At 65.1% G+C, this 24,056-nt stretch carries 26 protein-coding genes; 6 read left to right on the forward strand and 20 right to left on the reverse strand.

Annotated features, from left to right (window positions below):
* Position 1 precedes the first annotated feature (1 nt).
* The 7 genes from ACK4HL_RS14315 to ACK4HL_RS14345 form a co-directional block, all read right to left on the reverse strand.
* Complete coding sequence (locus tag ACK4HL_RS14315) at positions 2–718, reverse strand: ABC transporter permease (RefSeq protein ID WP_409761473.1); 717 nt, start codon at positions 716–718, stop codon at positions 2–4.
* Between the two features lie 88 nt (positions 719–806).
* Positions 807–1,613, reverse strand: a complete 807-nt coding sequence (locus ACK4HL_RS14320) for a transporter substrate-binding domain-containing protein (protein WP_409761475.1) — start codon at positions 1,611–1,613, stop codon at positions 807–809.
* A 79-nt stretch (positions 1,614–1,692) separates the two neighbouring features.
* Positions 1,693–2,493: an ABC transporter ATP-binding protein gene (locus ACK4HL_RS14325; protein ID WP_409761477.1), complete on the reverse strand. Its 801-nt coding sequence runs from the start codon at positions 2,491–2,493 to the stop codon at positions 1,693–1,695.
* 133 nt (positions 2,494–2,626) lie between these two features.
* Positions 2,627–5,047 carry an ATP-dependent Clp protease ATP-binding subunit ClpA gene (clpA, locus tag ACK4HL_RS14330; RefSeq protein WP_409761479.1) on the reverse strand — a complete coding sequence of 807 codons (2,421 nt, stop codon included), beginning with the start codon at positions 5,045–5,047 and terminating at the stop codon, positions 2,627–2,629.
* A 4-nt stretch (positions 5,048–5,051) separates the two neighbouring features.
* The gene (gene clpS / locus ACK4HL_RS14335) at positions 5,052–5,375 is read right to left on the reverse strand and encodes an ATP-dependent Clp protease adapter ClpS (RefSeq protein ID WP_409761481.1); all 324 of its coding nucleotides are present in this window, start codon (positions 5,373–5,375) and stop codon (positions 5,052–5,054) included.
* Positions 5,376–5,622: 247 nt separating this feature from the next.
* Positions 5,623–6,435 carry an alpha/beta hydrolase gene (locus ACK4HL_RS14340; RefSeq protein ID WP_409761483.1) on the reverse strand — a complete coding sequence of 271 codons (813 nt, stop codon included), beginning with the start codon at positions 6,433–6,435 and terminating at the stop codon, positions 5,623–5,625.
* 17 nt (positions 6,436–6,452) lie between these two features.
* Positions 6,453–7,781: an 8-oxoguanine deaminase gene (locus ACK4HL_RS14345; protein WP_409761486.1), complete on the reverse strand. Its 1,329-nt coding sequence runs from the start codon at positions 7,779–7,781 to the stop codon at positions 6,453–6,455.
* 134 nt (positions 7,782–7,915) lie between these two features.
* Here ACK4HL_RS14345 and ACK4HL_RS14350 point away from each other — a divergent pair, with 134 nt between their 5' ends.
* The 4 genes from ACK4HL_RS14350 (at position 7,916) to ACK4HL_RS14365 (ending at position 11,930) form a co-directional block, all read left to right on the forward strand.
* A complete protein-coding gene (locus ACK4HL_RS14350; protein WP_409761559.1) occupies positions 7,916–9,067 on the forward strand; it encodes an ABC transporter substrate-binding protein in 1,152 nt (383 codons plus the stop codon).
* Between the two features lie 109 nt (positions 9,068–9,176).
* Positions 9,177–10,190 carry an ABC transporter ATP-binding protein gene (locus tag ACK4HL_RS14355; protein WP_409761488.1) on the forward strand — a complete coding sequence of 338 codons (1,014 nt, stop codon included), beginning with the start codon at positions 9,177–9,179 and terminating at the stop codon, positions 10,188–10,190.
* Positions 10,187–11,125: an ABC transporter permease gene (locus ACK4HL_RS14360; protein ID WP_409761490.1), complete on the forward strand. Its 939-nt coding sequence runs from the start codon at positions 10,187–10,189 to the stop codon at positions 11,123–11,125. The genes ACK4HL_RS14355 and ACK4HL_RS14360 overlap by 4 nt, the downstream gene beginning before the upstream one ends.
* Complete coding sequence (locus ACK4HL_RS14365) at positions 11,115–11,930, forward strand: ABC transporter permease (protein ID WP_409761492.1); 816 nt, start codon at positions 11,115–11,117, stop codon at positions 11,928–11,930. The genes ACK4HL_RS14360 and ACK4HL_RS14365 overlap by 11 nt, the downstream gene beginning before the upstream one ends.
* A 7-nt stretch (positions 11,931–11,937) precedes the next feature.
* Here ACK4HL_RS14365 and ACK4HL_RS14370 read toward each other — a convergent pair whose 3' ends face one another.
* From ACK4HL_RS14370 to ACK4HL_RS14425, 12 genes are all read right to left on the reverse strand, one after another.
* Complete coding sequence (locus ACK4HL_RS14370; RefSeq protein WP_409761495.1) at positions 11,938–13,011, reverse strand: Acg family FMN-binding oxidoreductase; 1,074 nt, start codon at positions 13,009–13,011, stop codon at positions 11,938–11,940.
* A gap of 8 nt (positions 13,012–13,019) precedes the next feature.
* On the reverse strand, positions 13,020–13,466 hold the full coding sequence (locus ACK4HL_RS14375) for a CoxG family protein (protein ID WP_409761497.1): 447 nt from the start codon (positions 13,464–13,466) through the stop codon (positions 13,020–13,022).
* Positions 13,467–13,493: 27 nt separating this feature from the next.
* Positions 13,494–14,621 carry a tRNA guanosine(34) transglycosylase Tgt gene (gene tgt / locus ACK4HL_RS14380; protein WP_409761499.1) on the reverse strand — a complete coding sequence of 376 codons (1,128 nt, stop codon included), beginning with the start codon at positions 14,619–14,621 and terminating at the stop codon, positions 13,494–13,496.
* Entirely contained in the window at positions 14,618–15,676 is a 1,059-nt protein-coding gene (queA, locus tag ACK4HL_RS14385; protein WP_409761501.1) for a tRNA preQ1(34) S-adenosylmethionine ribosyltransferase-isomerase QueA, read from the reverse strand. Before queA ends, tgt begins: the two co-directional genes overlap by 4 nt.
* Before the next feature lie 10 nt (positions 15,677–15,686).
* Positions 15,687–16,094: a hypothetical protein gene (locus tag ACK4HL_RS14390; RefSeq protein ID WP_409761503.1), complete on the reverse strand. Its 408-nt coding sequence runs from the start codon at positions 16,092–16,094 to the stop codon at positions 15,687–15,689.
* A gap of 1 nt (position 16,095) precedes the next feature.
* Entirely contained in the window at positions 16,096–16,617 is a 522-nt protein-coding gene (locus tag ACK4HL_RS14395) for a peptidylprolyl isomerase (RefSeq protein WP_409761505.1), read from the reverse strand.
* Entirely contained in the window at positions 16,618–17,130 is a 513-nt protein-coding gene (locus tag ACK4HL_RS14400; RefSeq protein ID WP_409761507.1) for a peptidylprolyl isomerase, read from the reverse strand. It abuts the gene before it with no gap.
* Between the two features lie 52 nt (positions 17,131–17,182).
* Positions 17,183–17,701: a pantetheine-phosphate adenylyltransferase gene (coaD, locus tag ACK4HL_RS14405; protein ID WP_409761509.1), complete on the reverse strand. Its 519-nt coding sequence runs from the start codon at positions 17,699–17,701 to the stop codon at positions 17,183–17,185.
* A gap of 4 nt (positions 17,702–17,705) precedes the next feature.
* On the reverse strand, positions 17,706–18,317 hold the full coding sequence (locus tag ACK4HL_RS14410) for a LysE family translocator (RefSeq protein WP_409761511.1): 612 nt from the start codon (positions 18,315–18,317) through the stop codon (positions 17,706–17,708).
* Positions 18,314–18,931 (reverse strand): LysE family translocator, encoded by a 618-nt coding sequence (locus tag ACK4HL_RS14415; protein ID WP_409761513.1) that lies wholly within the window; start codon positions 18,929–18,931, stop codon positions 18,314–18,316. Before ACK4HL_RS14415 ends, ACK4HL_RS14410 begins: the two co-directional genes overlap by 4 nt.
* Entirely contained in the window at positions 18,931–21,651 is a 2,721-nt protein-coding gene (gyrA, locus tag ACK4HL_RS14420) for a DNA gyrase subunit A (protein WP_409761515.1), read from the reverse strand. The genes ACK4HL_RS14415 and gyrA overlap by 1 nt, the downstream gene beginning before the upstream one ends.
* Positions 21,652–21,812: 161 nt before the next feature.
* Positions 21,813–22,298, reverse strand: coding sequence for a single-stranded DNA-binding protein (locus tag ACK4HL_RS14425; RefSeq protein ID WP_409761517.1), 486 nt, complete (start codon positions 22,296–22,298; stop codon positions 21,813–21,815).
* Positions 22,299–22,447: 149 nt separating this feature from the next.
* Here ACK4HL_RS14425 and ACK4HL_RS14430 point away from each other — a divergent pair, with 149 nt between their 5' ends.
* Positions 22,448–22,837, forward strand: a complete 390-nt coding sequence (locus tag ACK4HL_RS14430) for a RidA family protein (protein WP_409761519.1) — start codon at positions 22,448–22,450, stop codon at positions 22,835–22,837.
* Here ACK4HL_RS14430 and ACK4HL_RS14435 read toward each other — a convergent pair.
* Positions 22,834–22,977 carry a hypothetical protein gene (locus ACK4HL_RS14435; protein ID WP_409761521.1) on the reverse strand — a complete coding sequence of 48 codons (144 nt, stop codon included), beginning with the start codon at positions 22,975–22,977 and terminating at the stop codon, positions 22,834–22,836. The two genes, ACK4HL_RS14430 and ACK4HL_RS14435, sit on opposite strands and share 4 nt — an antisense overlap.
* A gap of 121 nt (positions 22,978–23,098) precedes the next feature.
* Between ACK4HL_RS14435 and gcvA the strand changes: the two genes are divergently transcribed.
* The gene (gene gcvA / locus ACK4HL_RS14440; RefSeq protein WP_409761523.1) at positions 23,099–24,046 is read left to right on the forward strand and encodes a transcriptional regulator GcvA; all 948 of its coding nucleotides are present in this window, start codon (positions 23,099–23,101) and stop codon (positions 24,044–24,046) included.
* The last annotated feature ends 10 nt before the right edge of the window (positions 24,047–24,056 follow it).

Here is a 24,056-nt window from a genome sequence, read left to right on the forward strand (position 1 = left end):
CTCATGCCAGTTTCCGCTGGCCGCGGCGGACGCGGCGTTCGAGCAAGGCAAAGCCCTTCTGCGATACCAGCGTGATCGTCAGGTAGATGAGCCCGGCGGCGATGAAGAAGGTGAAGTACATCTTGGTGTTGCCTGCCGCCTGCCGTGTGGCGAGCGCAAGCTCGGTATAGCCGACGACGGCGATAAGGGCCGTGTCCTTGGTGACGATGAGCCAGAGATTGGCGAGCCCCGGGATCGCATAGGGCAACATGGAGGGAAGCGTCACGCGCCGGAAGATGAGCCAGGGAGACATGCCGAAGGCGCGGGCGGCCTCGATCTGGCCTATGGGAATGGCCTGGATTGCGGCGCGCAGCACCTCCGTCGAATATGCGCCTTGGACAAAGCCCAGCACCAGAACGGCAGCCGCAAAGCCATTGATGGCGATGGCATCATAGCCAGCGCTGGTCAGCAGCTGGTTGATGGTGGCCGTGCCGGCATAATAGAGGATGAGGATCAGCACCAGTTCGGGCACGGCGCGGACGAGGGTCGTGTAGCCTTGCATGATGCCGCGGGTGAGCGCACTGCCGCCGAGCTTGGAGAGCGCCCCCGCCGTCCCGATCAGCAGACCCAGGACATAAGCAAGAATGGCGATCGAAAGGCTCGTGGCAGCACCCCACAGGAGCTCGTCGCCATAGCCGGTCGGTCCAAAGTAGAGAATTTCTGGGAAGCCGGGTTTCAATGCCGTCGCTGCCGTCGCTGCCGTCGCTTCTTTCGAGTGGGGCCCGCGGCGATGTCGCGGGCCCCTGTGTTGCGGAGTGGAACCGCGATCAGCGGCCGCCAGACTCAGGCGTGATCATCTTGCCGACGAGTTCGGGATACTTGCTGGTGATCTCCTCGAACTTCTTGGCTTCCGCCAGCGCCGCGATGGCGGCGTTGAGCTTCTCCTTCAGGGCCGTGTCCTCCTTGCGGATGCCGCCGCCAACGCCCTCGCCGAGAATCTCGGGATCGTCCTTCACCTGGCCCTTGAGCTCGCAGCAGGCGGCGCCCTGTTCGGTCGCCAGGAACGCGTCGAGCGCGGAGCCGTCGGCCTGCACGTAGTCGAGGCGGCCGGCGGCGAGGTCGTTGTTGGCCTCGTCCTGCGTGGCGTAGGTCTTCACCTCGGCACCCGCGGGAGCGTAATATTTCTGGACGTACTTCTCGTGGATGGTCGAGACCTGCACGCCGATGATCTTGCCCTTGAGGTGGTCGGGCTCGATGTTCATGTCGCCCGTCTTGGCGCCGATGATCACGGTGGGCGTGTTGTAGTACATGTTCGTGAAATCGATCGTCTGCTTGCGCTCGGCGGTGATCGACATCGATGACCAGATCACGTCGATCTGCTTCGAGGTGAGCGCCGGAATGATTCCGTCCCAGGCCACTTCGACGAGCTCGCACTTTTCGTTCATCTGTGCACAGACGGCATCCATCAGGTCGATCTCCCAGCCGACCCACTTGCCGGAGGCATCCTTCGAGGTGAAAGGCGGATACGGCTCTGCGGCGACACCGAACTTGATGTCGGCCATGGCGGACGCGGTGCCCGCCATCATCGCGGCGGCAGCGGCGGCCGCGAACGCAAAACGACGTGTGAGTTTCATGCACTTTTCTCCCTGTTGTTCCGGGGACTGACAGTTCACCCGGTTATTGAAAACTGTCGAGCGGTCGAGGCGAACCCGCTCAGGCATGGCTGGAGGACACGAACTGGCGGCACCGGTCACTCCTCGGTGCGCCGAATACCTGCGCTGGCGGCCCCTCCTCCTCGATGACCCCCTTGTAGAGGTAGATCACGTGGCTGGAGACGTCCCGCGCGAATTTCATCTCATGCGTCACCAGGATCATGGTGCGGCCCTCCTCGGCGAGATCACGGATGACGCGCAGCACCTCGCCGACGAGTTCCGGATCGAGGGCCGAAGTGGGTTCGTCGAAGAGCATCACCTTGGGCTCCATGCACAGAGCCCGCGCGATCGCCGCGCGCTGCTGCTGGCCCCCGGAGAGGAAGGCGGGATACTGGTCGCGCTTGTCGTAGAGGCCCACCTTGTGGAGCAGCCGCTCGCCCCGCTCGACCGCTTCGGGCCTTGGTACCCCCAGAACGTGCACCGGCGCCTCGATCACGTTTTGCAGCACCGTCATGTGCTGCCACAGGTTGAAGCTCTGGAACACCATGCCGAGCCTGGTGCGGATGCGCTCGAGCTGGCGCCGGTCGGCTGGATGGAGGTCGCCGTCCTTGTGACGGCTCATCGCCACGGTCTCGCCCGTCACCTCGATCTCGCCTTCGGTCGGCATCTCGAGGAAGTTGATGCAGCGCAGGAATGTCGACTTGCCCGATCCCGAAGCTCCGATCATCGATACGACGTCTCCCTGGCGGGCGGTGAGCGACACACCCTTCAGCACCTCCAGATCACCGAACTTCTTGTGAAGGTCGTTGACGCGCACCGCAACCGGACGATTGCCGTTTCCCTTCGCCACCGCTTCCGTCAATCCTGGACTCCCCTTGGGCCTTCTTGCGGCCCCAATGTTCTTTGAAGCGCACAATAACAAGAAAACCGGCGACCGCAATTCAGCAGTTCACCGGTTTTTCCATGACGTTACGTCTGGTTTACGCAGCGAAATCCTACTCGAGCTTCGCCTTGGGCCGCCGCCGGGCGGGCTTGCGGTCCGACTTGTCGTCGTCCTCCTCACCCTCGGCCTCAGCCCGCGGCAAGGCCTTCCGCTCGGGTGCGGTCGGCAGCGCCTTCTCCTCGTCGCGGCTCAGATAGTCGAAATGCAACGCATCATCCTTGAGCAGGATGCGCACAGTGCCGCCCTTGGCCAGCTTTCCGAACAGCACCTCCTCCGCCAGCGGCTTCTTGACGTGCTCCTGGATGACGCGGGCCAGAGGCCTAGCGCCCATCTGCTGGTCGTAACCCTTTTGGGCGAGCCAGTCGGCGGCTTCCGCGGAGAGCTCGATGTTGATCTGCCTCTCGGCGAGCTGTGCCTCGAGCTGCAGGACGAACTTCTCCACCACCTTCCGCACAACGGCTGGCGGCAGGTGGCCGAAGGGAATGACCGCGTCGAGCCGGTTGCGGAACTCCGGGGTGAAGAGGCGCTGAATCGCCTCCATGTCGTCGCCCTCGCGCACGCTGCTGCCGAAGCCGATCGCCTCGCGCGCCATGTCCTGGGCGCCGGCGTTCGTCGTCATGATCAGGATCACGTTACGGAAGTCGACCGACTTTCCGTTGTGGTCGGTGAGCTTCCCGTGGTCCATCACCTGCAGCAGGATGTTGAAGAGGTCCGGATGCGCCTTCTCGATCTCGTCCAGCAGCAGCACCGAATAGGGATGCTGGTCGATGCCGTCGGTCAGCAGGCCGCCCTGGTCGAAGCCGACATATCCGGGAGGCGCGCCGATCAGGCGGGAAACCGAGTGCCGTTCCATGTACTCCGACATGTCGAAGCGCAGCATGTTGACGCCCAGCACCTCGGCGAGGCGCTTGGCCACCTCCGTCTTGCCGACGCCGGTGGGGCCGGAGAAGAGATAGCAGCCGATGGGCTTCTCGGGCTCGCGAAGACCCGCGCGAGCGAGCTTGATCGCGGCGGCGAGCGCTTCGATCGCCTTGTCCTGGCCGAAGACCATGCGCTTCAGCTCGGTGTCCAGGTTCTTGAGGACCGTGGCGTCGTCCTTGGACACGGTCTTGGCGGGAATGCGCGCCATGGTGGCGATGGTGGCCTCGATCTCCGGCACGCCGATCACCTTGCGGCGCTTGTCCTCGCTCACGAGCATCTGCGAGGCGCCGGTCTCGTCGATCACGTCGATCGCCTTGTCGGGCAGCTTGCGGTCGGCCATGTAGCGGGCCGAAAGCTGCACCGCCGTCTCGATGGCATCGTCCGTGTAGCGGACCTTGTGGAATTCCTCGTAGTAGGGCTTGAGCCCCCTGAGGATCTCGATCGCATCGGGGATCGAAGGCTCGTTGACGTCGATCTTCTGGAAACGGCGGACGAGGGCCCGGTCCTTCTCGAAGTGCTGGCGGTATTCCTTGTAGGTGGTGGAGCCGATGCAGCGCAGCGAGCCGCTGGCGAGCGCCGGCTTCAGCAGGTTCGAGGCATCCATAGAGCCGCCGGAGGTGGCGCCGGCGCCGATCACGGTGTGAATCTCGTCGATGAACATGATCGCGCCGGGGCGCGACTCGATCTCTTTCACCACGGCCTTGAGCCGCTCCTCGAAATCGCCGCGGTAGCGCGTGCCGGCCAGCAGCGCACCCATGTCGAGCTGATAGACAGTGCAGTTGAGGAGAACCTCCGGCACCTCGCCGTTGATGATCTTGCGGGCCAGGCCCTCGGCTATGGCGGTCTTGCCCACACCCGGGTCGCCCACGAACAGGGGGTTGTTCTTCTGGCGGCGGCACAGGATCTGGATGGTGCGGCGCACCTCTGCCTCGCGCCCGATCAGCGGATCGATCTTGCCGTCGGCGGCCTTCTTGTTGAGGTTGATGCAATAGGCGTCGAGCGCGTCACCCTCGCCCTTCTTCTTGGCGCCGCCCTCCTCGCCGCTGTCGGAGCTGGCGGAACCCTGCTGGTCCTGGTCGACCCCGCGCACGGGCCGGGCCTCCGAGAGGCCGGAACGCTTGGCGATGCCGTGCGAGATGTAGTTCACGGCGTCGTAGCGCGTCATGTCCTGCTCCTGCAGGAAATAGGCGGCATGGCTTTCGCGCTCAGCGAAGATGGCGACCAGAACGTTTGCCCCGGTCACCTCCTCGCGGCCGGAGGACTGCACATGGATCACGGCGCGCTGGATCACCCGCTGGAACCCGGCGGTGGGCTTGGAATCCTCGCGATCGGCGGCGATCATCTGGCCAAGTTCGTTGTCGATGTAGTTGGTGAGGCTGCGGCGCAGCACGTCGAGGTCGACGTTGCAGGCCTTCATCACGGCGGCGGCGTCCTTGTCTTCCGTGAGGGAGAGCAGCAGGTGCTCCAGCGTCGCATATTCGTGCCGGCGTTCGTTGGCCAGTGCCAGGGCGCGGTGGAGCGCCTTTTCGAGACTGCGGGAGAATGTCGGCATTGGCCTATTCCTTTTCCATCGTGCACTGGAGGGGATGCTGGTGGTTGCGGGCGAAATCCATCACCTGGGTGACCTTGGTCTCCGCCACTTCGAACGTGTACACCCCACATACGCCCACACCCTTCTGGTGGACGTGCAGCATGATGCGGGTGGCCTCTTCGCGCCCCTTGCCGAAAAACCGCTCCAGCACGTGCACGACGAATTCCATCGGCGTGTAGTCGTCGTTCAAGAGCAGGACCTTGTACAGCGAAGGCTTCTTGGTCTTCGCTTCCGTCCGGGTGATGACCCCGGTCTGGTTGTCTTCTCTGTGAACGGGCTGCTTCGGCATGAGAGCAATTATATAATTCCTTCGCAACGAAAGTGGAGAGGCTTTTCGCGGCGAAATTCAGGCGGCGGTCTGAAGCCGGTAACGGCGAATGGCGGGGGAATGTTTCGCTCAGGGGACGGGCCCTCGACAGCAATGTTCGGGTCGGCACCAGAACAGCCCTGCCGCGGGAGGAGTTCCCGGGCATTTTGCCCGAGTTGGGCTTAGATGGGGTGGCGAGCGCGCGGTGACAAGGGGCTCCGGCTGCCTGTCAGCCAAAAGCCAGCTCCGCCAGGCGGCGGGACAGAGGGTGATCGGGCTTGCTCAAGCCATTGACCACGCTGAAATGGTTTTCACCGGGACTCACCTCGTACCGGCACGGGAGACCGAGACCCGCCCAGGCGGCGGGAAGCGAGCGCGCCTGCCGGAGAAACTCGAAGCTCTCCTCGCCCCCCGCCCAGCTGTCCAGCGGCAGCCGGTTCGGCACCGGCCAGAACAGCGGGCTTGCCGCCATGGCGTCGGCGGGGGTCAGCCGCAAGTCCTCGTTCATCGGGGTTGCCATCAGAGGGCGGAGGTCGAACAGGCCGCTGACCGAGAGGCAGGCCTGCACCAGGTCCGGCCTTGCGCCATAGAGCTGCCAGTCGGTCGCCGCCATGCAGGCCGCGAGGTGACCTCCCGCCGAATGCCCCACGACGAGAAGCCTTCGCCCAAATCGATTCGCGAGGAACAGGCAGCACTGGCGCAGCTCGTCGATGATATCGGGAATGGTCACCTCCGGGCAGAGCGTGTAACCCGGGATCGCCACGTCGAGGCCGTGCGCGTGCGCTCCGCGGGCCATGTGGCTGAAGACCGACTTGTCGAAGCTCCGCCAGTACCCGCCATGAATGAAGATCACGATCGGCCCCGTTCCGCCCTCCGTTGCGGTGAAGTAGTCGAGGCGGTTGCGGGTCCTCGCGCCATAGGAAAGATCGAACTCCCCTGGCGCGCCGTCGCGGAAAGCCCTTGCGGCCTCGTGCCATTCGGCGATGATCCTCGGGTGGTCGGGCACCAGTTCGCGGTTGTTGTATTCGGCTGCGATATCCATGATCGTCCTCGTGGGGGTCAGAGAAAGCGGCGGGCCGCGGCACCATGGGCGGCGCGGAGTTCGGAGACGTCGATGCCGAGCGGCACGCCATCCGCCACCCGCCACTCGCCGGCCACCATCACCCGGTCGGCGCGGTGGGCGCCGCACAGGACCAGCGCGGCGATGGGATCTCCCGCGCCCGAGAAGCGCAGTTCGTCGAGCGTGAAGAAGGCGAGATCCGCCTGCTTGCCGGTGGCGATCTCTCCGATGTCGTGGCGGCCGAGACAGCGGGCGGAGCCCTGGGTCGCCCAGCGGAGCGCGTCGAGGTGGCTGACCGATGCGTCATAGGTCAGGCGGTTGATCATCAGCGCGTGGCGCACCCCTTCCATGAGGTTCGAGGAGTCATTCGAGGCCGACCCGTCGACTCCCAATCCCACGGGTGCGCCGGCCGCCTCGAGTTCGCGGGTGCGGCACTGGCCGGAAGCCAGCACCATGTTCGAGGTGGGGCAATGGCACACGCCAACCCCATGACGCCCCAGGCGGGCGACGTCGCCATCCGAGAAGTGAATGCCATGCGCCAGCCAGGTCCGGGAGCTGAGCCAGCCTGCATCCTCCAGATAGTCGAGGGGGCTCATGCCGAAGCTGGCGCGGCAGAATTCGTCCTCGTCATGGGTCTCCGCGAGGTGGGTGTGGAGGCGGCAATCGTGTTTCTCCGCCAGCGCTCCGCAGGCACACATCAGGGATTTCGTGACGCTGAAGGGCGAGCAAGGCGCCAGCGCCACCTGGATCATCGCCCCTTCGTGGCGTTCATGATACTTGCCGATCACACGCTCGCAGTCGGCGAGGATCTCGTCCTCGTCCTGCACGACCGAGTCGGGCGGCAGCCCGCCATCCTTCTCCGAGAGATTCATCGCGCCGCGCGTCACCGTCATGCGGATGCCGAGCCGGCGCGCCTCCTCGACCTGGATGTCCATCGCTTCGCCGAGCCCATCCGGAAAGAGATAGTGATGATCGGATGTGGTGGTGACGCCCGACATCATGAGTTCGGCGAGTGCGAGGCGCGTGGCGAGGCGCAGGTCCTCGGGCCGCAGCCGTGACCAGACCGGGTAAAGCGCCCTGAGCCAGTCGAACAGCTTCTTGTTGATGGCAAGCGGGTGGGCGCGCGTCAGCGTCTGGTAGAAATGGTGGTGGGTGTTGACAAGTCCCGGCAGCACAACATGGCGCGAGGCGTCGAACACATTCTCCATGGATCGGGCGGGCATTTCACCCCTGCCGAGCAATTCCGCGATGCGCCCGTCACGCACCACGATGCCGCCCGGACAATCCGCCAGTGCGGCGAGCGGCCGCTTGATCCACAGGCTGCACAATTCGCTTCCCCCTTCTCTAACCCGGGGGTTGAACTCGCCCGGCTGTTCGGTTCAGAATACATCGCACGGGCTTAAGGGCGCTGCCAAGAAGGCTTGCCGCCTCGCCCACAGGGAGAAAACACGACATGACCTTCATGAAGAAAGCGATCGCCTCGCTCGCCGCACTCGCTGCCGTGACCGGCTTCGCCGCGGCGCAGGAGATGAAAAAGGAAATCGGACCGGGCGAAGGCCAGGTCGATATCGTCGCCTGGCCGGGCTACATCGAGCGCGGCGAAACCGACAAGAACTTCGACTGGGTCACGGAGTTCGAGAAGAAGACGCAGTGCAAGGTCAACGTGAAGACCGCCGGCACGTCGGACGAAATGGTGGCGCTGATGAACGAAGGCGGCTTCGACCTCGTCACCGCCTCGGGCGACGCCTCGCTCCGCCTGATCTCCGGAAAGCGCGTGCAGCCGGTGAACGTCGATCTGATCCCCTCCTACAAGACGGTCGATGAGCGCCTGCAGAGCGCGCCTTGGCACACGGTCGGCGGCGTCCACTATGGCGTGCCCTACCAGTGGGGCCCCAATGTGCTCGCCTACAACACCAACGTGTTCAAGGAAGCGCCGAAGAGCTGGTCGGTCGTGTTCGAGGAGCAGACGCTGCCCGACGGCAAATCGAACAAGGGCCGGATCCAGGCCTTTGACGGCCCGATCTACATTGCCGATGCCGCGCTGTTCCTGATGCACAAGAAGCCCGAACTCGGCATCAAGGACCCCTATGAGCTGACCGAGGAGCAATACAAGGCCGCGCTCGACCTGCTGCGCGCGCAGAAGCCGCTGGTGGGCCGCTACTGGCACGACGCCTTCATCCAGATCGACGACTTCAAGAACGAAGGTGTCGTGGCCTCGTCCTCTTGGCCCTTCCAGGTGAATCTGCTGAAGGCCGACAAGCAGCCGATCGACTCCACCGTTCCCGAGGAAGGCGCCACGGGCTGGGCCGACACCACGATGATGCATGTCGACGCCGCGCATCCCAACTGCGCATACATGTGGCTCGAGCACTCGATCAGCCCGAAGGTGCAGGGAGACCTTGCGGCCTGGTTCGGCTCGGTGCCCTCGGTTCCGGCCGCCTGCAAGGGCAATGCGCTGCTGGGAGACCAGGGCTGCGAAACGAACGGCATCGGCAATTTCGAGAAGATCCACTTCTGGCGCACGCCGGTGGCGAAATGCGAGTCGCAGTCCGCCGGCTGCGTGCCCTACTACCGCTGGGTCACCGACATGATCGCCGTGCTCGGCGGCCGCTGAGACCTGGCTTGATGACCTCACGCCGATCCCCGGGCAAATCCCGGGGATCGTTTTCTGCAACACTGCGCCGCGGTGCCGGATTGAGCGGCCCGGGCGTCGGGAGCCCTTCATGACGACAGCCGTCAGCTTCCAGCATGTGAGCCGGCATTTCGGCGCGGTGCGCGCCGTGGACGACGTTTCGCTCGACATCGCGGAAGGTGAGTTCTTCGCCCTGCTCGGACCATCGGGCTCCGGCAAGACGACCTGCCTGCGCCTCATCGCGGGCTTCGAACAGCCGACGTCGGGCCACATCGAGATCTTCGGCGCGACCGCCGAGGGCGTTCCGCCATACCGGCGCAACGTGAACACCGTGTTCCAGGACTATGCCCTGTTTCCGCACATGACGGTGCTCGAGAACGTCGCCTATGGCCTGATGGTGCGGGGCGTGGACAAGGCCAAGCGCCAGGCCGAGGCCGAAAAGGCGCTGGCGCTCGTGGCGCTGCCGGGATTCGGCGGGCGCCGCCCATCGCAGCTTTCCGGCGGGCAGAGGCAGCGCGTGGCCCTGGCCCGTGCGCTGGTGAACCAGCCCAAGGTGCTGCTGCTCGACGAGCCGCTGGGCGCTCTCGACCTCAAGCTCCGCGAACAGATGCAGGTGGAGCTGAAGACGCTGCAGCGCAATCTCGGCATCACCTTCGTTTTCGTGACCCACGACCAGGGCGAGGCGCTTTCCATGGCGGACCGGGTCGCCATCTTCAACGAGGGCAAGATCGCGCAGGTGGGAAGTCCGGAATCGATCTACGAGCAGCCGCAGACGCGCTTCGTGGCGGATTTCGTCGGCTCCTCCAACGTCCTCCCGCCTGTATTCGCCAAAGCGACAGGCGGGCCGGAGAAATGGTTGAGCCTCAGGCCGGAGAAGATCGCCATCCTGCGCCAGGGTGCCGTTCCCGAGGGGCGCCACGGCGCAGAGGTCACCGTAAGGGCCGTTCATTACCAGGGCGCGGGAACCCGACTGAACGCGGCAACATCAGGAGGCGCGGCGCTCAACGTCATGGCGCCTTCCTCGCTCGGCAAGTTCCAGGAGGGCGACGTGCTCACCCTGCACTGGGCGCCGGATGCCGCCCATGTGATGGAGGGCGAGCCGTGACCGCCGCGGCTGTCCCACTCGCAGGCGGTTTCACACGCCGCCTGTCCGACGTGTTCATCCGGCGGCCGTTGCTGCTCCTGCTCCTTCTTCTGGTGCCGCCGCTCCTGTGGCTCGGCGTCGTCTATCTGGGCTCGCTCATCGCGCTGCTCCTGCACAGCTTCTATTCGATCGACGAATTCTCGGGTTTCATCGTCTACGAGTTCACGCTTTCGACCTATGCGGAACTCCTGCGGTTCTCGAACCTGGACGTCATCATCCGGTCGCTGACGATGTCGGCGCTGGTCACCATCGGCTGCGCCATCATGGCATTTCCCATCTCCTACTACGCCGCGCGCTACGCGAGGGGGAAGTGGAAGGCGCTTTTCTACCTCCTGGTCATGCTTCCCTTGTGGTCGAGCTATCTCGTCAAGGTCTATGCCTGGAAGCTGATCCTGGCCAAGGAAGGCATCATCGGGTGGATGGCGGACCGGCTGCACCTCAACTGGGCGCTCGATGCCGTCCTCGCCATTCCCATCATCGGCGGGCCGTCGCTATCCTTCAGCTACATCGGCACCTTCCTCGTCTTCTGCTATGTCTGGTTGCCCTACATGATCCTGCCGACGCAGGCGGCGCTCGAGCGCGTGCCCGGCAATCTTCTCGAGGCCTCTGCCGATCTCGGCGCCGAACCCGGGCAGACGTTCCGCACCGTGATCCTGCCGCTGGCGCTTCCAGGCCTGGTCGCTGGTTCGATCTTCACCTTCTCGCTCACGCTCGGGGACTACATCATCCCGCAGATCGTCGGCAATTCGAGCTTCTTCCTCGGTCAGGCCGTCTACACGCTGCAGGGAACGGCCGGCAATATCCCGCTCGCCGCCGCCTTCACGGTGGTGCCGATCGTGGTCATGCTGATCTATCTCGCGGTCGCCAAGCGCATGGGGGCTTTCGATGCGCTCTGACGGTTCGGCGAGAGCGCCCCTCGCGCTCAAGATCGCAGCACTCGGCGGATTGCTCTTCCTGCACCTGCCGCTGCTCCTGATCTTCGTCTACGCCTTCACGACGGAAGAAAAGAGCTACGCCTTCCCGCCGCCCGGATATACGCTCAGGTGGTTCTCGGTGGTGTGGGAGCGGCAGGACATCTGGGCGGCAATCTGGCTCTCCCTCAAGGTGGCGGCCATCGCCACCACCATCGCCCTCGTGCTCGGCACCTGTGCGGCAGCCGCCGTCTCGCGCGCGAAGTTCTTCGGCCGCGACTACATCTCGCTGCTCTTCATCCTGCCCATCGCGCTTCCCGGCATCATCACCGGCATTTCGCTGCGCTCAGCCTTCAGCGTGATGGACATTCCCTTCTCCACCTGGACGATCGTGCTGGGCCACGCCACCTTCTGCATCGTCGTCGTCTACAACAATGCGCTGGCCCGTTTCCGCCGGACGGCAGGCAGCATGATCGAAGCATCGATGGACCTCGGTGCAGACGGTTTCCAGACCTTCCGCCACGTGGTGCTGCCTCAGATCGGCTCGGCGCTGCTGGCTGGCGGCATGCTGGCCTTCGCGCTCTCCTTCGACGAGGTGATCGTGACGACTTTCACCGCCGGCCAGCAATCGACCCTGCCGATCTGGATGCTGAACGAGCTTATCCGCCCCCGCCAGCGCCCGGTGACCAATGTGGTGGCGATCTTCGTCATCGCCGTCACCTTCATCCCGATCCTCGCCGCCTATTACCTGACGCGCGAGGGCGAGCACACGGCCGGCGCTGGAAAGTGAATACCTGCTAGGCCTCGATGACTGCAGAAATGGGCCGGCGCAGCGAGCGCGGCATGGCGGGACCATAACCGAAGCGCAGCACCATGTCCGGTCGCCTGCCGCCCAGTCCAAGCAGCGCCTGAAGCTGCGGCCTGACGGAAGCGACCTCGACGGGCTGGTTCAGGTGGGCATGGCGGATGCCGAGTGCGGTTGCCTGGAGAGCGAAGCGCTGGCAGGCGCGGCCCGCATCCACCCAATGAGCCGGGCCGTCACCTTCCGAATGGATCACCGCAAGGCCAGCCGAAGATCGCACCTGGCCAGCATAGCGGTCGTTTTCCCTCTCGGGCGTGAAGAAGCGGTCGAACATGAAGCGCCCGAGAAAGGTGGGCAGCGTGGGATTGCCGGAGGCGGCGGAATAAAGCCCGTCTCCGCTGGCCACCGCTGCGCGGGCATTGAAGCGGAGCCAGGATTTCAGTTCGGCAGCGAAGGCCGGATTGGAGACTTGTGCGGCGTCGGCCAGGAGGATCAGTTCCAGGACCTGCTCGACGCGGGCGCGATCCTCGACAATCGTGATATCCGTGCCGCCGACCTTCGTTGCCGCCGCGAGTCGTGCCAGATCCGGCGCGGGAACGGTCCGGCCATCGTAAGCGGAGCGCGTGCATTGCCGTTCAAGTATCGCGTCGAAGAGCGGGTGCTTCTCCCCTGCATGTCCCAGCGCGATCCGGACGCTGCCCCCACCCGAGGGATCGAATACCAGCGCGGCGGAGCGGCCGGATGCGCCTGCGGCCAACACCAGATTCTCGGCCGCGCAGCCCAGAGAGGCAAAGAGATGGTGGTTGTCGCCATCGGCCTCCGGCAGGGCGCGGGCGAGATCCGGCAGGATTGTCACGCCTTCCGTCGTCTTCCTGAAGCGCCAGGGCTGGGAATTGTGGCTGTTCGCAGCGAGCGAGGCGTAATGCACCAGCCCCTCGAAGCTCGCAGGATCGCGCGCCGACCAGAGGGCGGCAGCCGCTTCCTGGTAATCGGGTCCGCTCGCCAGCATGGAGGCTCCTCCCGCTGCCGCCGCCGCGGCGACACCCGTGAGCAGTGTCCGGCGCCTCATTGCGATTCTCAGGCCTGGGCGCCGCTCGCCACTTTCGCGAAGGTCTCGAAGAATTGGGCGGAGAGCTGCCGAGCCGTCGGCTCGATGAATCGCTGGGCGAGGCTGGCGATCTTGCCCGTCACCTGTGCGTCGACGTCATAGGAGAGCTTCGTGCCTTCGGGAACATCTGCCAGCCTGACGTTGGCGCCGCCCGTGGCTCCGCCCATCATGGACTTGCCCTCGCCCGAGATGCGGTAGCCGTTGGGCGGGTCGAGGTCGGAGAGCGTCACGGCGCCCTTGAAGGTGGCCTTCACCGGGCCCATTTTCACTGTCACCCTGGCCTGCATCTCGGTGTCGGAGGTCTTGGTGATCTCCTCGCAGCCCGGAATGCACTGGCGCAGCACCTCCGGATCGTTCAGCGCTTCCCACACCTTCTGGCGCGGCACCGGAATGATCACCTCGTCCGATAGCTTCATGTCGTCGTCCTCCCCACAGGGCTGCGATTATGCCGGGATATCGCCGCGCTGCCACTGTTCCTTTGTCGCAAGCCGGAAGTCCTCGAAGCGGTTCTCGGCGATCGCGGCGCGAATGCCCTGCATCAGGCTCTGGTAATAGGCGATGTTCGCCCAGGAGAGCAGCATCATGCCCAGGAGCTCGCCGGAGCGGATCAGGTGATGGAGATAGGCTCGGGAATATCTCGACAGTGCGGGGCACGGGTGCTCCGGGTCGAGCGGCCGCGGGTCCTCGGCGTGCCTGGCGTTCCTGAGGTTGATCTTGCCGAAGCGGGTGAAGGCCTGGCCGTGGCGGCCTGACCGGGTGGGGAGCACGCAATCGAACATGTCGATGCCGCGCGCCACGGATTCGAGAATGTCCTCGGGCGTTCCCACTCCCATCAGGTAGCGGGGGCGGTCGTCGGGCAGGTGCGGGACGGTGTGCTCGATCGCTTGCAGCATCAGCTCGTGCCCCTCGCCCACGGCGAGACCGCCGATGGCATAGCCCTCGAAGCCGATCGATCTAAGCCCGTCGGCGCTCTCCTGCCGGAGGCGCGGGTTGATGCCGCCCTGCACGATGCCGAAATTGCCGCGGCCCGGCTGGCGGCCGAAGGCCTTGCGGGAGCGTTCGGCCCAGCGCAGCGACAGCCGCATCGCCATTTCCGCCTCCTTCTCCGAGTGCGGATATTCGATGCACTGGTCGAGCTGCATCTGGATGTCGGAGCCCAGGAGCCGCTGGATCTCCATGGCCCGCTCGGGCGAGAGCTCGTATTTCCGCCCGTCGATGTGGGACTGGAACATGGCCGCCTGCTCCGTGATCTTTCGGATCTTGGAGAGCGACATGATCTGGAAGCCGCCCGAATCCGTGAGGATCGGCCGGTTCCAGCCGATGAACTGGTGCAGGCCGCCGAGCTTCGCCACCTGCTCCGCACCGGGCCTGAGCATCAGGTGGTAGGTGTTGCCCAGGATGATGTCAGCACCCGTTCCCTCCACTTGGTCGAGGTAGAGGCCCTTCACCGTGCCGACCGTGCCCACAGGCATGAAGGCGGGTGTGCGGATGTCGCCATGCAGCGTGTGGACGGTGCCGAGCCGCGCCATGCCATCGGTGCCGTGCAGCGTGAATCCGAATTCAGGTGTCATGCGGCGGGGAATAGCAGGCTCGAGTCGCCATAGGAATAGAAGCGATAATCCTGCGCGATCGCGTGGGCATAGGCGAATCGCATGCGCTCCAGCCCCGCGAAGGCCGAGACCAGCATGAAGAGCGTGGACTTCGGCAGGTGAAAGTTGGTGATGAGCAGGTCCACCGCACGGAACCGGTAGCCCGGCGTGATGAAGATGTCGGTGGTGCCGGAGAAGGGCTCCAGACCGGAGCTTTCGAGCAGCCTCAGCGAGGTGGTGCCCACCGCCACGATGCGGCCACCCCTGGCGCGGGCCGCCTTCAACCGGGCGCAAGTCTCGGCCGTCACCTCGCCCCACTCGGAGTGCATGCGATGATCTTTCGTATCTTCCGCCTTCACCGGCAGGAAAGTACCGGCGCCGACGTGAAGGGTTACGAATTCCCGTGATATTCCGGCCTCTTGCAAGTCATTCATGAGGCGCGGCGTGAAGTGCAGGCCGGCCGTGGGGGCGGCCACCGCGCCCTCCTTTTCGGCATAGACGGTCTGGTAATCGGTGCGGTCCTGCTCGTCTGTGCCGCGCTTGCCGGCGATATAGGGCGGAAGCGGCATCTCGCCCAGGGTGGCGATGGCCTCTTCCAGCGCGGGGCCGTGGAAATCGAAGGCGAGCGTCACCTCGCCAGCTTCTCCCTTTTCCTCCACGGTTGCATCCAAGTTACCGAGAAGACAGACTTTTCCTTCATTGCCGAAGCGCAGCCTGTCGCCCTTCTCGAGCTTTTTTGCGGGTTTCACGAAGGCTTTCCAGCGATAGCCGTCCAGGCGCATGTGAAGCAGCGCCTCGATCTTCGGCGTGGTGCCGCCGCGGCCATAACGGTGGCCCGAGAGAGCGGCGGGGATCACGCGCGTATCGTTGAAAACAAGCACGTCACCCGCTCTCAGGAGGCCTGGCAATTCGCGGAAGCTGCGGTCTTCCAGCACATCGGGCCGAACCACGAGCAGCTTCGAGGAGTCGCGGGGAGAGGCAGGCCTGAGCGCGATCCGCTCCGGCGGCAGCTCAAAATCGAAATCCGAAACGCGCATGCCGTTTGCTTCAGGGACCTGAGCAACTCACTGCCCAGACGCCGATGCCCGGCATGGCGAGGGTCCCTGCCGTGGCCTGAGAGGGCTCGACACCCTCCCCGTCGTCCGAGGCCTTGAACAGGCGCAGGCGGGCGACGATGGCGTTCACTGCCTCGTCGGTCACGTCGATCCAGACCTGTTCCGCCGTCTCGAAGGCCTGGCCGGTGGTGACGCGGGTAACGCCCTCGCCTCCCGCCGTCGACCATCTGCGCCCCTTGGCCTCGATCTCCACGGTGTTGACCGCGATCACCTCCATCGCGCCGAGCAGCACCCGGATGCTCGCGGTCTCCTCCGCGTCGCCGCAGTCCATCCACTCCGTGGCATGGGCGGGAAGCGCCATGCCGAGCGAGAGGACCGTGGCGGCGAGGAGCCGTTTCATGTCAGGCGGCGTCCGCCGCGACCTGCATCTTCGCGATGCGGTCCGGCTCGCGCACCGGTTCGCCGCGCTTGATGCCGTCCACCACGTCCATGCCGTCCGTCACCTTCCCCCACACCGTGTACTGCCGGTCGAGGAAGGTGGCGTCGCCGAAGCAGATGAAGAACTGGCTGTTGGCCGAATCCGGGCTCTGCGAGCGTGCCATGGAGCACACGCCCCGCACATGCGGCTCGCGCGAGAACTCCTGCTTCAGGTTCGGCTTCGAGGAGCCGCCCATGCCGGCGCGGCCGGCATTGAAGCTCGAGGAACCGGTGTTGCCGAACTGGACGTCGCCACCCTGGGCCATGAAGCCCTCGATGACGCGGTGGAACACCACGCCGTCATAGGCGCCCTCGCGGGCCAGTTCCTTGATGCGGGCGACGTGGTTCGGCGCGAGATCGGGGCGGAGCGCGATGGTGACGCGGCCCTTCGCCTCGCCGTTGGCGTTCACTACGTCCATGTAGAGGGTGTTTTCGAGATCAGCCATTTATTCCACCGTGACCTTGACCATCTTGTCGGGATTCGCCGGAGGCTCGCCGCGCGCGATCTGGTCGACGCAGGCCATGCCGGCCTCGTCCACCTGGCCCCACACCGTGTACTGGCCATTGAGGAAGCCGCCCTCGGCAAACATGATGAAGAACTGGCTGTTGGCCGAATCCGGATCCTGCGAGCGGGCCATGCCTACCGTGCCGCGAACATAGGGCTCCGGCGTGAACTCCGCCTTCAGGTCCGGCTCCTGGGAGCCGCCCATGCCGCTGCCCGTCGGGTCGCCCGTCTGGGCCATGAAACCCTCGATCACGCGATGAAAGACGATTCCGTCGTAGAAGCCCGCCTGGGCGAGCTTGGTGATCTGCGCCACGTGGTTCGGCGCGAGGTCCGGCCGCAGCGCGATGTCGAAGGAGCAGCCCTTGCTGGTCTCCACCTTGAGTTTTCCGGCGGCGAGCGCGGGACTTGCGAGAAGGCCTGCGGCCACAGCGGCCAGGGCCAGTTTCCTGATCATGTCGTCTCCCGTGTGTTGTCGGTGCCGTTCCTGACGGGAGCGGCAGAAAATGTCAATGTGATGGCTTGCCCGCCGATTGTGCGAGCGCATGAGCCACCGCCGCCTGCGCTTCCTTCGGGATGAAGAGCGTGATGTCGCCCCCCATGCGGGCAATCTGCTTCACGAGCGAGGAGGCGATCATGCGGGTGGCGGGCGAGGCGGCGAGGAAGACCGTCTCGATGTCGGGCGCCATGGCGCCGTTCATCTGGCCCATCTGCACCTCGTAGTCGAAGTCGGACGAATCCCTGAGGCCGCGGATGATGAGGCCGGCGTGGTGCTTGCGTGCGGAGTCGACGGCAAGGCCGTCGAAGGTGGCGACGGTGATCTTGACGCCGGTATGCTCGGCGATGGGCCGCGTCACCTCTTCGAGCAGTGCGATGCGCTTTTCCGCCGCGATCAGCGCCTGCTTGCCGTGATGGACACCCACCCCCAGCACCAGCCTGTCGACGAGGCGCGCCGCCCTGGCGATGATGTCGAGATGGCCATATGTGACGGGATCGAACGAGCCCGGGTAGAAGCCGGTGCGTGCCATGGTCTCAGCGCCCCCTCAGCGCCATCCAGATGCCGCCGCCGAGCAGGAAGCAGCCGCTTGCGATCTCGAGCGCCCGGATGCGCGAGCGCGACAGGAAGGCCCCCGCCTTACCGGCCATCAGGGCATAAGCGACGTCGCCCACCCCGGCGATCGCCATGAAGCTCAGGCCCATCAGCAGGATCTGCCGCATCGGGTCGCTCCCCGCCGCGATGAAGGGCGGGATCATGGCGCCGAACAGCACCAGCATCTTGGGGTTGGACATGATCACGATGAAGCCCTGCAGGAAGAAGCTCCCATGCGGGCGCGCCCGGTCCACCGCCAGGGCGAGATCACCCTTGGAGCGGAACAGCTTGACCGCCAGCCAGACGAGATAGGCCGCACCCGCATAGCGGAGCACATCGAACCAGACGCCCATCACCTCGATCGCGGCGCCAAGGCCCAGCGCGGCGATGGCGAGCCAGATCACGAAGCCCAGCTGCGTGCCGGCCACGTTCATCAGCCCGGCGCGCGGGCCGAAACGCAGGCTGTTGGCGATGATCACCGTGACGGTCGGGCCCGGCACGAAGGCGAGGGCCGCCGCCGCGGCACAGAAGGCAAGGTAGGATTCGAGGGTCATCGGAGCATCTCCACCACCGGCCATCCTAGCCACAGACCGGCAACCACAAGCAAGCCTCCCGAGAGATAATCGATGAGTTTCAGCCGTTCGCCCGAGAGCAGGTGCTTGGCCTGGCCTGCCAGGACGGCGAGAAAGGCCCCGGCCAGGGCGGCCACCGAGACGAAGATCGCCGAAAGGGCGAGGATCTGGGGTGCGGGTGGAAAGGCCGGGTTCACGAAGGGCGGCAGGAAGGCTGCGAGGAACAGCAGCACCTCCGGGTTCGCCACCGCCACGAGAAATCCGTCCCGGAACAACTCGCCCGTCGGGTTCTCACCATACTTCGCGAGGCGGCCGGCAGTTCTGAGGCGGCTCACGCCCAGCCAGACAAGATAGGCGGCGCCGCCGATCCTGATCCAGTCGAACCACTCTTCCATGGTGACGGCGATCCAGGAGAGGCCGAGCCCGACGATCGTCAGGAGCAGGATGAAGCCGATCACGTTGCCCGCCACGGAGACGAGCCCGCCGCGCACGCCATAGGCCACCGAATTGGCCACGATCACCGACATGGCGGGGCCGGGCTTCAGGAACAGGAGCCCGCAGGCCCCTGCGAAGGCGAGCAGGAGCCCCGGCGCCATCAGCCCTCGCTTTCGTCCTCTTCTTCCTCGGTGATGTGCTCGACGGAGACGACGTGCTCGTCTTCCGCCGCATCGATCACGATCACGCCCTGGGTGGAGCGCCCGGCCTTGCGGATGCCGGCGACCGGCGTGCGGATCAGCTGGCCGCCATCGGTGACGAGCATGATCTGATCGCCCTCCTCGACCGGAAAACTCGCCACCAGCGGGCCATTGCGCTCATTCACCGCCATGGCGACAATGCCTTTGCCGCCGCGCCCGGTGATGCGGTACTCGTAGGAGGAGGTGCGCTTGCCATAGCCATTGGCGGATATGGTGAGGATGATCTGCTCGGCAGCGCCCATTTCTGCGTAGCGCTCTTGTGTCAGCGTGGTCTCGGAGGCCTGCTCCTCGTCGCCGCCGTTGCCGTTCGCCTCCGCCTCCTCGCCCGCCACGGCGCGCGCCATCTTGAGGAAGGCGGCGCGTTCGTCGGGTGTCGCTTCGACATGGCGGAGGATCGACATGGAGATGAGGTGGTCACCCTCTTCCAGCCTTATGCCGCGCACGCCGGTCGAGTCACGGCCCTTGAAGACGCGGACGTCGCCCACCGGGAAGCGGATGCACTGGCCTTGGGCGGTGGTCAGCAACACGTCGTCGCCCGCCGTGCAGATTTCGACGCCGGCGATCATGTCGCCCTCCTCGAGCTTCATGGCGATCTTGCCGGCGCGGTTGATCTGCTCGAAGTCCGACATCTCGTTGCGGCGCACGGTGCCGGAGCGCGTGGCGAACATCAGGTACTGGCCGGTCTCGACGGAGGTATCCTCCGGCATGGGCAGGATGGTGGTGATGCGCTCGCCCTGCTGCAGCGGCAGCAGGTTGATCAGCGCCTTGCCGCGGGACTGCGGCGTGCCGAGCGGCAGACGCCAAACCTTGAGCCGATAGACCATGCCCGCCGAGGAGAAGAACAGGATGGGCGTATGGGTGCTCGCCACGAACAGCTTGGTGACGAAATCCTCCTCGCGCGTGCCCCCTGCCCCCCGGCCCTTGCCGCCGCGGCGCTGGGCGCGATAGGTCGAAAGCGGCACGCGCTTGACATAGCCGGCATGGCTCACCGTCACCACCATGTCCTCGCGCTGGATGAGGTCCTCGTCCTCGACCTCGCCCTCGTTCTCGACGATGACCGTACGGCGGGGCGTGGCGAACTCCGTCCTGATGGCGGTGAGCTCGTCCTTGATGATGCCGAGCACGCGGGCGCGCGAGCGCAGGATCTCGAGATAGTCGGCGATCTCGGCCGCGAGCTTCTGGAGTTCCTCGGCGATCTCGTCCCGGCCGAGCGCGGTGAGGCGCTGGAGCCTCAGATCCAGAATGGCGCGGGCCTGCTCGTCGGAGAGGCGGTAGGTGCCCTCCTCCGTCAGGGCGTGGCGCGGATCGGCGATCAGCGCAATGAGCGGCGCCATGTCGCGCGCGGGCCAATCCCGCGCCATCAGGGCCTCGCGCGCCTCGGCGGCGTCCTTCGCGGCACGGATCAGCGCAATCACCTCGTCGATGTTCGCGACGGCAATGGCGAGGCCGACGAGGATGTGAGCCCGGTCGCGCGCCTTGGCGAGCAGGAACTTGGTGCGGCGGGTGACCACCTCCTCGCGGAAGGATACGAAGGCCTGCAGCAGGTCCTTCAGGTTCATCAGTTCCGGGCGGCCACCGGTGAGGCAGACATTGTTGATGCCGAAGGTGGACTGCAGCGGCGTGAAGCGGAAGAGCTGGTTGAGCACGATGTCGGCCATCGCGTCACGCTTCAATTCGATCACCACGCGCATGCCGTCGCGGTCGGACTCGTCGCGGATGTCGGAGATGCCCTCGAGCTTCTTTTCGCGCACGAGTTCCGCGATGCGCTCGATCATCTGCGCCTTGTTCACCTGGTAGGGAATTTCGGAGACGATCAGCGCCTCGCGCTCCTTGCGGATCTCCTCCGTCTCGACCCTGGCCCGCATGACGACGGAGCCGCGGCCCGTGTGGGCGGCGGACTTGATGCCGGCGCGGCCCAGAATAAGACCTCCGGTCGGAAAGTCAGGTCCGGGGATGATGCCGATCAGATCGTCAATGGAAATCGCCGGATTGTCGATGACGGCGACGCAGGCGTCGATCACCTCGCCCAGATTGTGGGGTGCCATGTTGGTGGCCATGCCGACGGCAATGCCGCCCGAACCGTTGACCAGCAGGTTGGGAAAGCGCGCCGGCAGCACCGTCGGCTCGCGCTCGGAATTGTCGTAGTTGGGCTGGAACTCGACGGTGTCCTTGTCGATGTCCTCGAGCAGCGCGTGGGCCACCTTGGCCATGCGGGATTCGGTGTAGCGCATGGCTGCCGGCGGATCGCCGTCGACGGAGCCGAAATTGCCCTGTCCGTCGATCAGCGGGAGGCGGAGCGAGAAGTCCTGCGCCATGCGCACCAGCGCGTCGTAGATCGACTGGTCTCCGTGAGGGTGATACTTACCGATGACGTCGCCCACGATGCGGGCGGACTTGCGATAAGGCTTGTTCCAGTCGTAGCCGTTCTCGTTCATCGAGAACAGGATGCGGCGGTGAACGGGTTTCAGGCCGTCGCGCACATCGGGGAGCGCCCGGCTGACGATCACGCTCATGGCGTAATCGAGATAGCTCTTGCGCATCTCCTCTTCGATGGAGATCGGCGAAATCTCGGAGGGATTGGAGGGCGGGGCAGCGCCCTTCTGATCGTCGTTATCGGCCACGGAGAACCTGTGAACTATTCCGGGTGAAACCGGCCGGACCGTGGCTCTTCAGGCAGCGATTCGGCGGTCATTCCAATTTAGGTCGGGAGGCCTGCCGTTACAATGAAAAGCTGTTTATTTTCGGGCCTTAATGCCACTTTTCGCACAGGCCTGAAAGGCTCTCAGAAGGGCACCTCGTCGTCGAGGTCGCGGGCGAAGCTCTGGCTCTTCTGGCCGCCCATGCGCGGGCGCTCCATCGGGCCCGACTGGCCGAACTCGTCACTGCCGCCGAAGGAGGTGCCCTCGCCCGCGCCGCCGCGGCCGCCGACCATGGTCAGGACGCTGTTGAAGCCCTGCAGCACGATCTCGGTCGAGTATTTCTCGACACCGTCCTTGTCGGTGTACTTGCGAGTCTGCAGCTGGCCTTCGATGTAGACGGTGGAACCTTTCTTCAGATATTGCTCGGCCACCTTGGCGAGGCCTTCGCTGAAGATCACCACGCGGTGCCACTCGGTCTTCTCCTTGCGCTCGCCGGTGTTACGGTCGCGCCAGGTTTCCGAGGTGGCGATCGACAGGTTGACGATGGGCTTGCCATCCTGCGTGTGGCGCACCTCCGGATCCCGGCCGAGGTTGCCGAGAAGAATGACCTTGTTGACCGATCCAGCCATGACACCGAACTCCTTTTTCAGGGCGCACCCTAGTCGAGCGGCCGTGCGCGCACAGCAGCGCTCTCGCCCTTATCCACATGCCTCTATAGTTCTCTTTTTGTTCCCACACAAGCGAATTAGCCTCGCTTCGGAAAGCAAGGAGATTGCCCATGATCAAGCCGCTCGAGACGGATCGCGCGCCCAAGCCCTTCTCAGCCTATGTGCAGGGCATGGAAATTCCGCCGGGGCACCGGGTAGTTCACGTCTCGGGCCAGGTGGGGGTGACGGTAGCGGGGGAAATCCCGGGCGATGTGGCCCGCCAGCACGAACTCGCGTGGGAAAACGCGCTGGCCGTGCTCGCCGCCGCCGGCATGGATCACACACACGTCGTGGACGCCCACGTCTACATCACTGACCGCGGGCACGTGAGACTCTACCGCGAAACGAGGGACCGCTATCTCAAAGGTCACAAGCCTGCCGCAACGCTTCTGGTCGTGGCAGGCCTGGCAGATGACCGGCTGGTGGTCGAGGTTGACCTCGTGGCAGCGGGACCCGCTTAGCGGCGGCCGAAGAGGCCGAACAAAGCCGGGCGCTTCACGTGAACGCGTTCTTTCGCAGGTGCAGCATTCGCCTTCGGCTCATGGGGCTGAAGCATCGCGGTCGAATAAACGTTTGAATAAGTGTCCAAAATCCAGTTCATGATATCTCTCCTTGGCCGCTTTTCCGGCTTCTCTTGAACGTCTCCAATATGATCCTTTCGCTCTTGCAACACAAACGGCTTTAATCTACGCTACCTGTAACAAAAACTTACAGGTCAGATCATGGGCCGCCGCCTGCCATCGCTCAATGCGTTGAAGGCCTTCGAGGCCGCCGCGCGCCTCGAGAGCTTCACGGACGCCGCCTCCGAACTCTTCGTGACCCACGCCGCCGTGAGCCGCCACGTGCGCGACCTCGAGGATTGGCTTGGCACGCAGCTGTTCATCCGCACGGGCCGCGGCGTGGAGCTGACTGAGGCCGGGCGGCGCTATGCCCTGCGCCTCACCCCTCTGTTCGACCAGCTGGCGGAAGCCACGCGCGAGGCCGCTGCGGTGGGCGATGTGCGCCAGCTCAAGGTCTCGGTCGAGCCCTCGATCGCCTCGCGCTGGCTGGTGCCCCGGCTCGGCCGCTTCAGCGAACTCCATCCCGACATCGAGCTCTCGATCGATCCCACCAACGATCTTGCGGACTTCCGCTCCGGCGAGGCGGACGTGGGCATCCGCTATGGCGCAGGGACCTGGCCCGACGCCGAGGCGCAGAAGCTGACGGACGCGATGATCTTCCCCGTCTGCGCGCCGAAGCTGATCGAAGGGCGGTCCGGTCTTCGGCCGCCGGACCTGGCGGATTACAATCTGCTGCACGAGTCGCGGAAGCAGTGGTGGGCGGACTGGCTGGCGGCGGCTGGGGTGACAGGGGTGGAAGACTGGCGCGGCGCCACCTTCCAGAACCACCTCGCGATCGAGGCAGCGGAGGCCGGACAGGGCTTCGCGCTCGCCGACCAGATCCTCGCCACCGACTCGCTTCTCGAAGGCTGGCTGGTGCGGCCCTTCGCCTTCGAGATGAAGGACCACTGGCATTACTGGATCGTGCGCGGCAAGGGCCAGAAGGAGAACCCGCCGGTGCGCTCCTTCCGCGAATGGCTGATGGGCGAGATCGCCGAGACCAACAAAAGATATGCACAACTGACCGGACAGAAGCCCGCAACCATTGCGGCAAGGCCGGTCTCGTCCTAATCGTCCTGCC

The organism is Aestuariivirga sp., from assembly GCF_046294715.1.
In the GTDB taxonomy this organism is placed as follows: Bacteria; Pseudomonadota; Alphaproteobacteria; order Rhizobiales; family Aestuariivirgaceae; genus Aestuariivirga.

What these genes read in the sequence shown, in the direction of transcription:
- ACK4HL_RS14320 (WP_409761475.1), bottom strand. Translation starts at nt 1,613, where the DNA reads ATGAAACTCACACGTCGTTTTGCGTTCGCGGCCGCCGCTGCCGCCGCG.
- clpA (WP_409761479.1), bottom strand. Translation starts at nt 5,047, where the DNA reads ATGCCGACATTCTCCCGCAGTCTCGAAAAGGCGCTCCACCGCGCCCTG.
- clpS (WP_409761481.1), bottom strand. Translation starts at nt 5,375, where the DNA reads ATGCCGAAGCAGCCCGTTCACAGAGAAGACAACCAGACCGGGGTCATC.
- ACK4HL_RS14340 (WP_409761483.1), bottom strand. Translation starts at nt 6,435, where the DNA reads ATGGATATCGCAGCCGAATACAACAACCGCGAACTGGTGCCCGACCAC.
- ACK4HL_RS14350 (WP_409761559.1), top strand. Translation starts at nt 7,916, where the DNA reads ATGAAGAAAGCGATCGCCTCGCTCGCCGCACTCGCTGCCGTGACCGGC.
- ACK4HL_RS14355 (WP_409761488.1), top strand. Translation starts at nt 9,177, where the DNA reads ATGACGACAGCCGTCAGCTTCCAGCATGTGAGCCGGCATTTCGGCGCG.
- ACK4HL_RS14365 (WP_409761492.1), top strand. Translation starts at nt 11,115, where the DNA reads ATGCGCTCTGACGGTTCGGCGAGAGCGCCCCTCGCGCTCAAGATCGCA.
- ACK4HL_RS14370 (WP_409761495.1), bottom strand. Translation starts at nt 13,011, where the DNA reads ATGAGGCGCCGGACACTGCTCACGGGTGTCGCCGCGGCGGCGGCAGCG.
- ACK4HL_RS14375 (WP_409761497.1), bottom strand. Translation starts at nt 13,466, where the DNA reads ATGAAGCTATCGGACGAGGTGATCATTCCGGTGCCGCGCCAGAAGGTG.
- tgt (WP_409761499.1), bottom strand. Translation starts at nt 14,621, where the DNA reads ATGACACCTGAATTCGGATTCACGCTGCACGGCACCGATGGCATGGCG.
- queA (WP_409761501.1), bottom strand. Translation starts at nt 15,676, where the DNA reads ATGCGCGTTTCGGATTTCGATTTTGAGCTGCCGCCGGAGCGGATCGCG.
- ACK4HL_RS14390 (WP_409761503.1), bottom strand. Translation starts at nt 16,094, where the DNA reads ATGAAACGGCTCCTCGCCGCCACGGTCCTCTCGCTCGGCATGGCGCTT.
- ACK4HL_RS14395 (WP_409761505.1), bottom strand. Translation starts at nt 16,617, where the DNA reads ATGGCTGATCTCGAAAACACCCTCTACATGGACGTAGTGAACGCCAAC.
- ACK4HL_RS14400 (WP_409761507.1), bottom strand. Translation starts at nt 17,130, where the DNA reads ATGATCAGGAAACTGGCCCTGGCCGCTGTGGCCGCAGGCCTTCTCGCA.
- coaD (WP_409761509.1), bottom strand. Translation starts at nt 17,701, where the DNA reads ATGGCACGCACCGGCTTCTACCCGGGCTCGTTCGATCCCGTCACATAT.
- ACK4HL_RS14410 (WP_409761511.1), bottom strand. Translation starts at nt 18,317, where the DNA reads ATGACCCTCGAATCCTACCTTGCCTTCTGTGCCGCGGCGGCGGCCCTC.
- ACK4HL_RS14415 (WP_409761513.1), bottom strand. Translation starts at nt 18,931, where the DNA reads ATGGCGCCGGGGCTCCTGCTCGCCTTCGCAGGGGCCTGCGGGCTCCTG.
- ACK4HL_RS14425 (WP_409761517.1), bottom strand. Translation starts at nt 22,298, where the DNA reads ATGGCTGGATCGGTCAACAAGGTCATTCTTCTCGGCAACCTCGGCCGG.
- ACK4HL_RS14430 (WP_409761519.1), top strand. Translation starts at nt 22,448, where the DNA reads ATGATCAAGCCGCTCGAGACGGATCGCGCGCCCAAGCCCTTCTCAGCC.
- ACK4HL_RS14435 (WP_409761521.1), bottom strand. Translation starts at nt 22,977, where the DNA reads ATGAACTGGATTTTGGACACTTATTCAAACGTTTATTCGACCGCGATG.
- gcvA (WP_409761523.1), top strand. Translation starts at nt 23,099, where the DNA reads ATGGGCCGCCGCCTGCCATCGCTCAATGCGTTGAAGGCCTTCGAGGCC.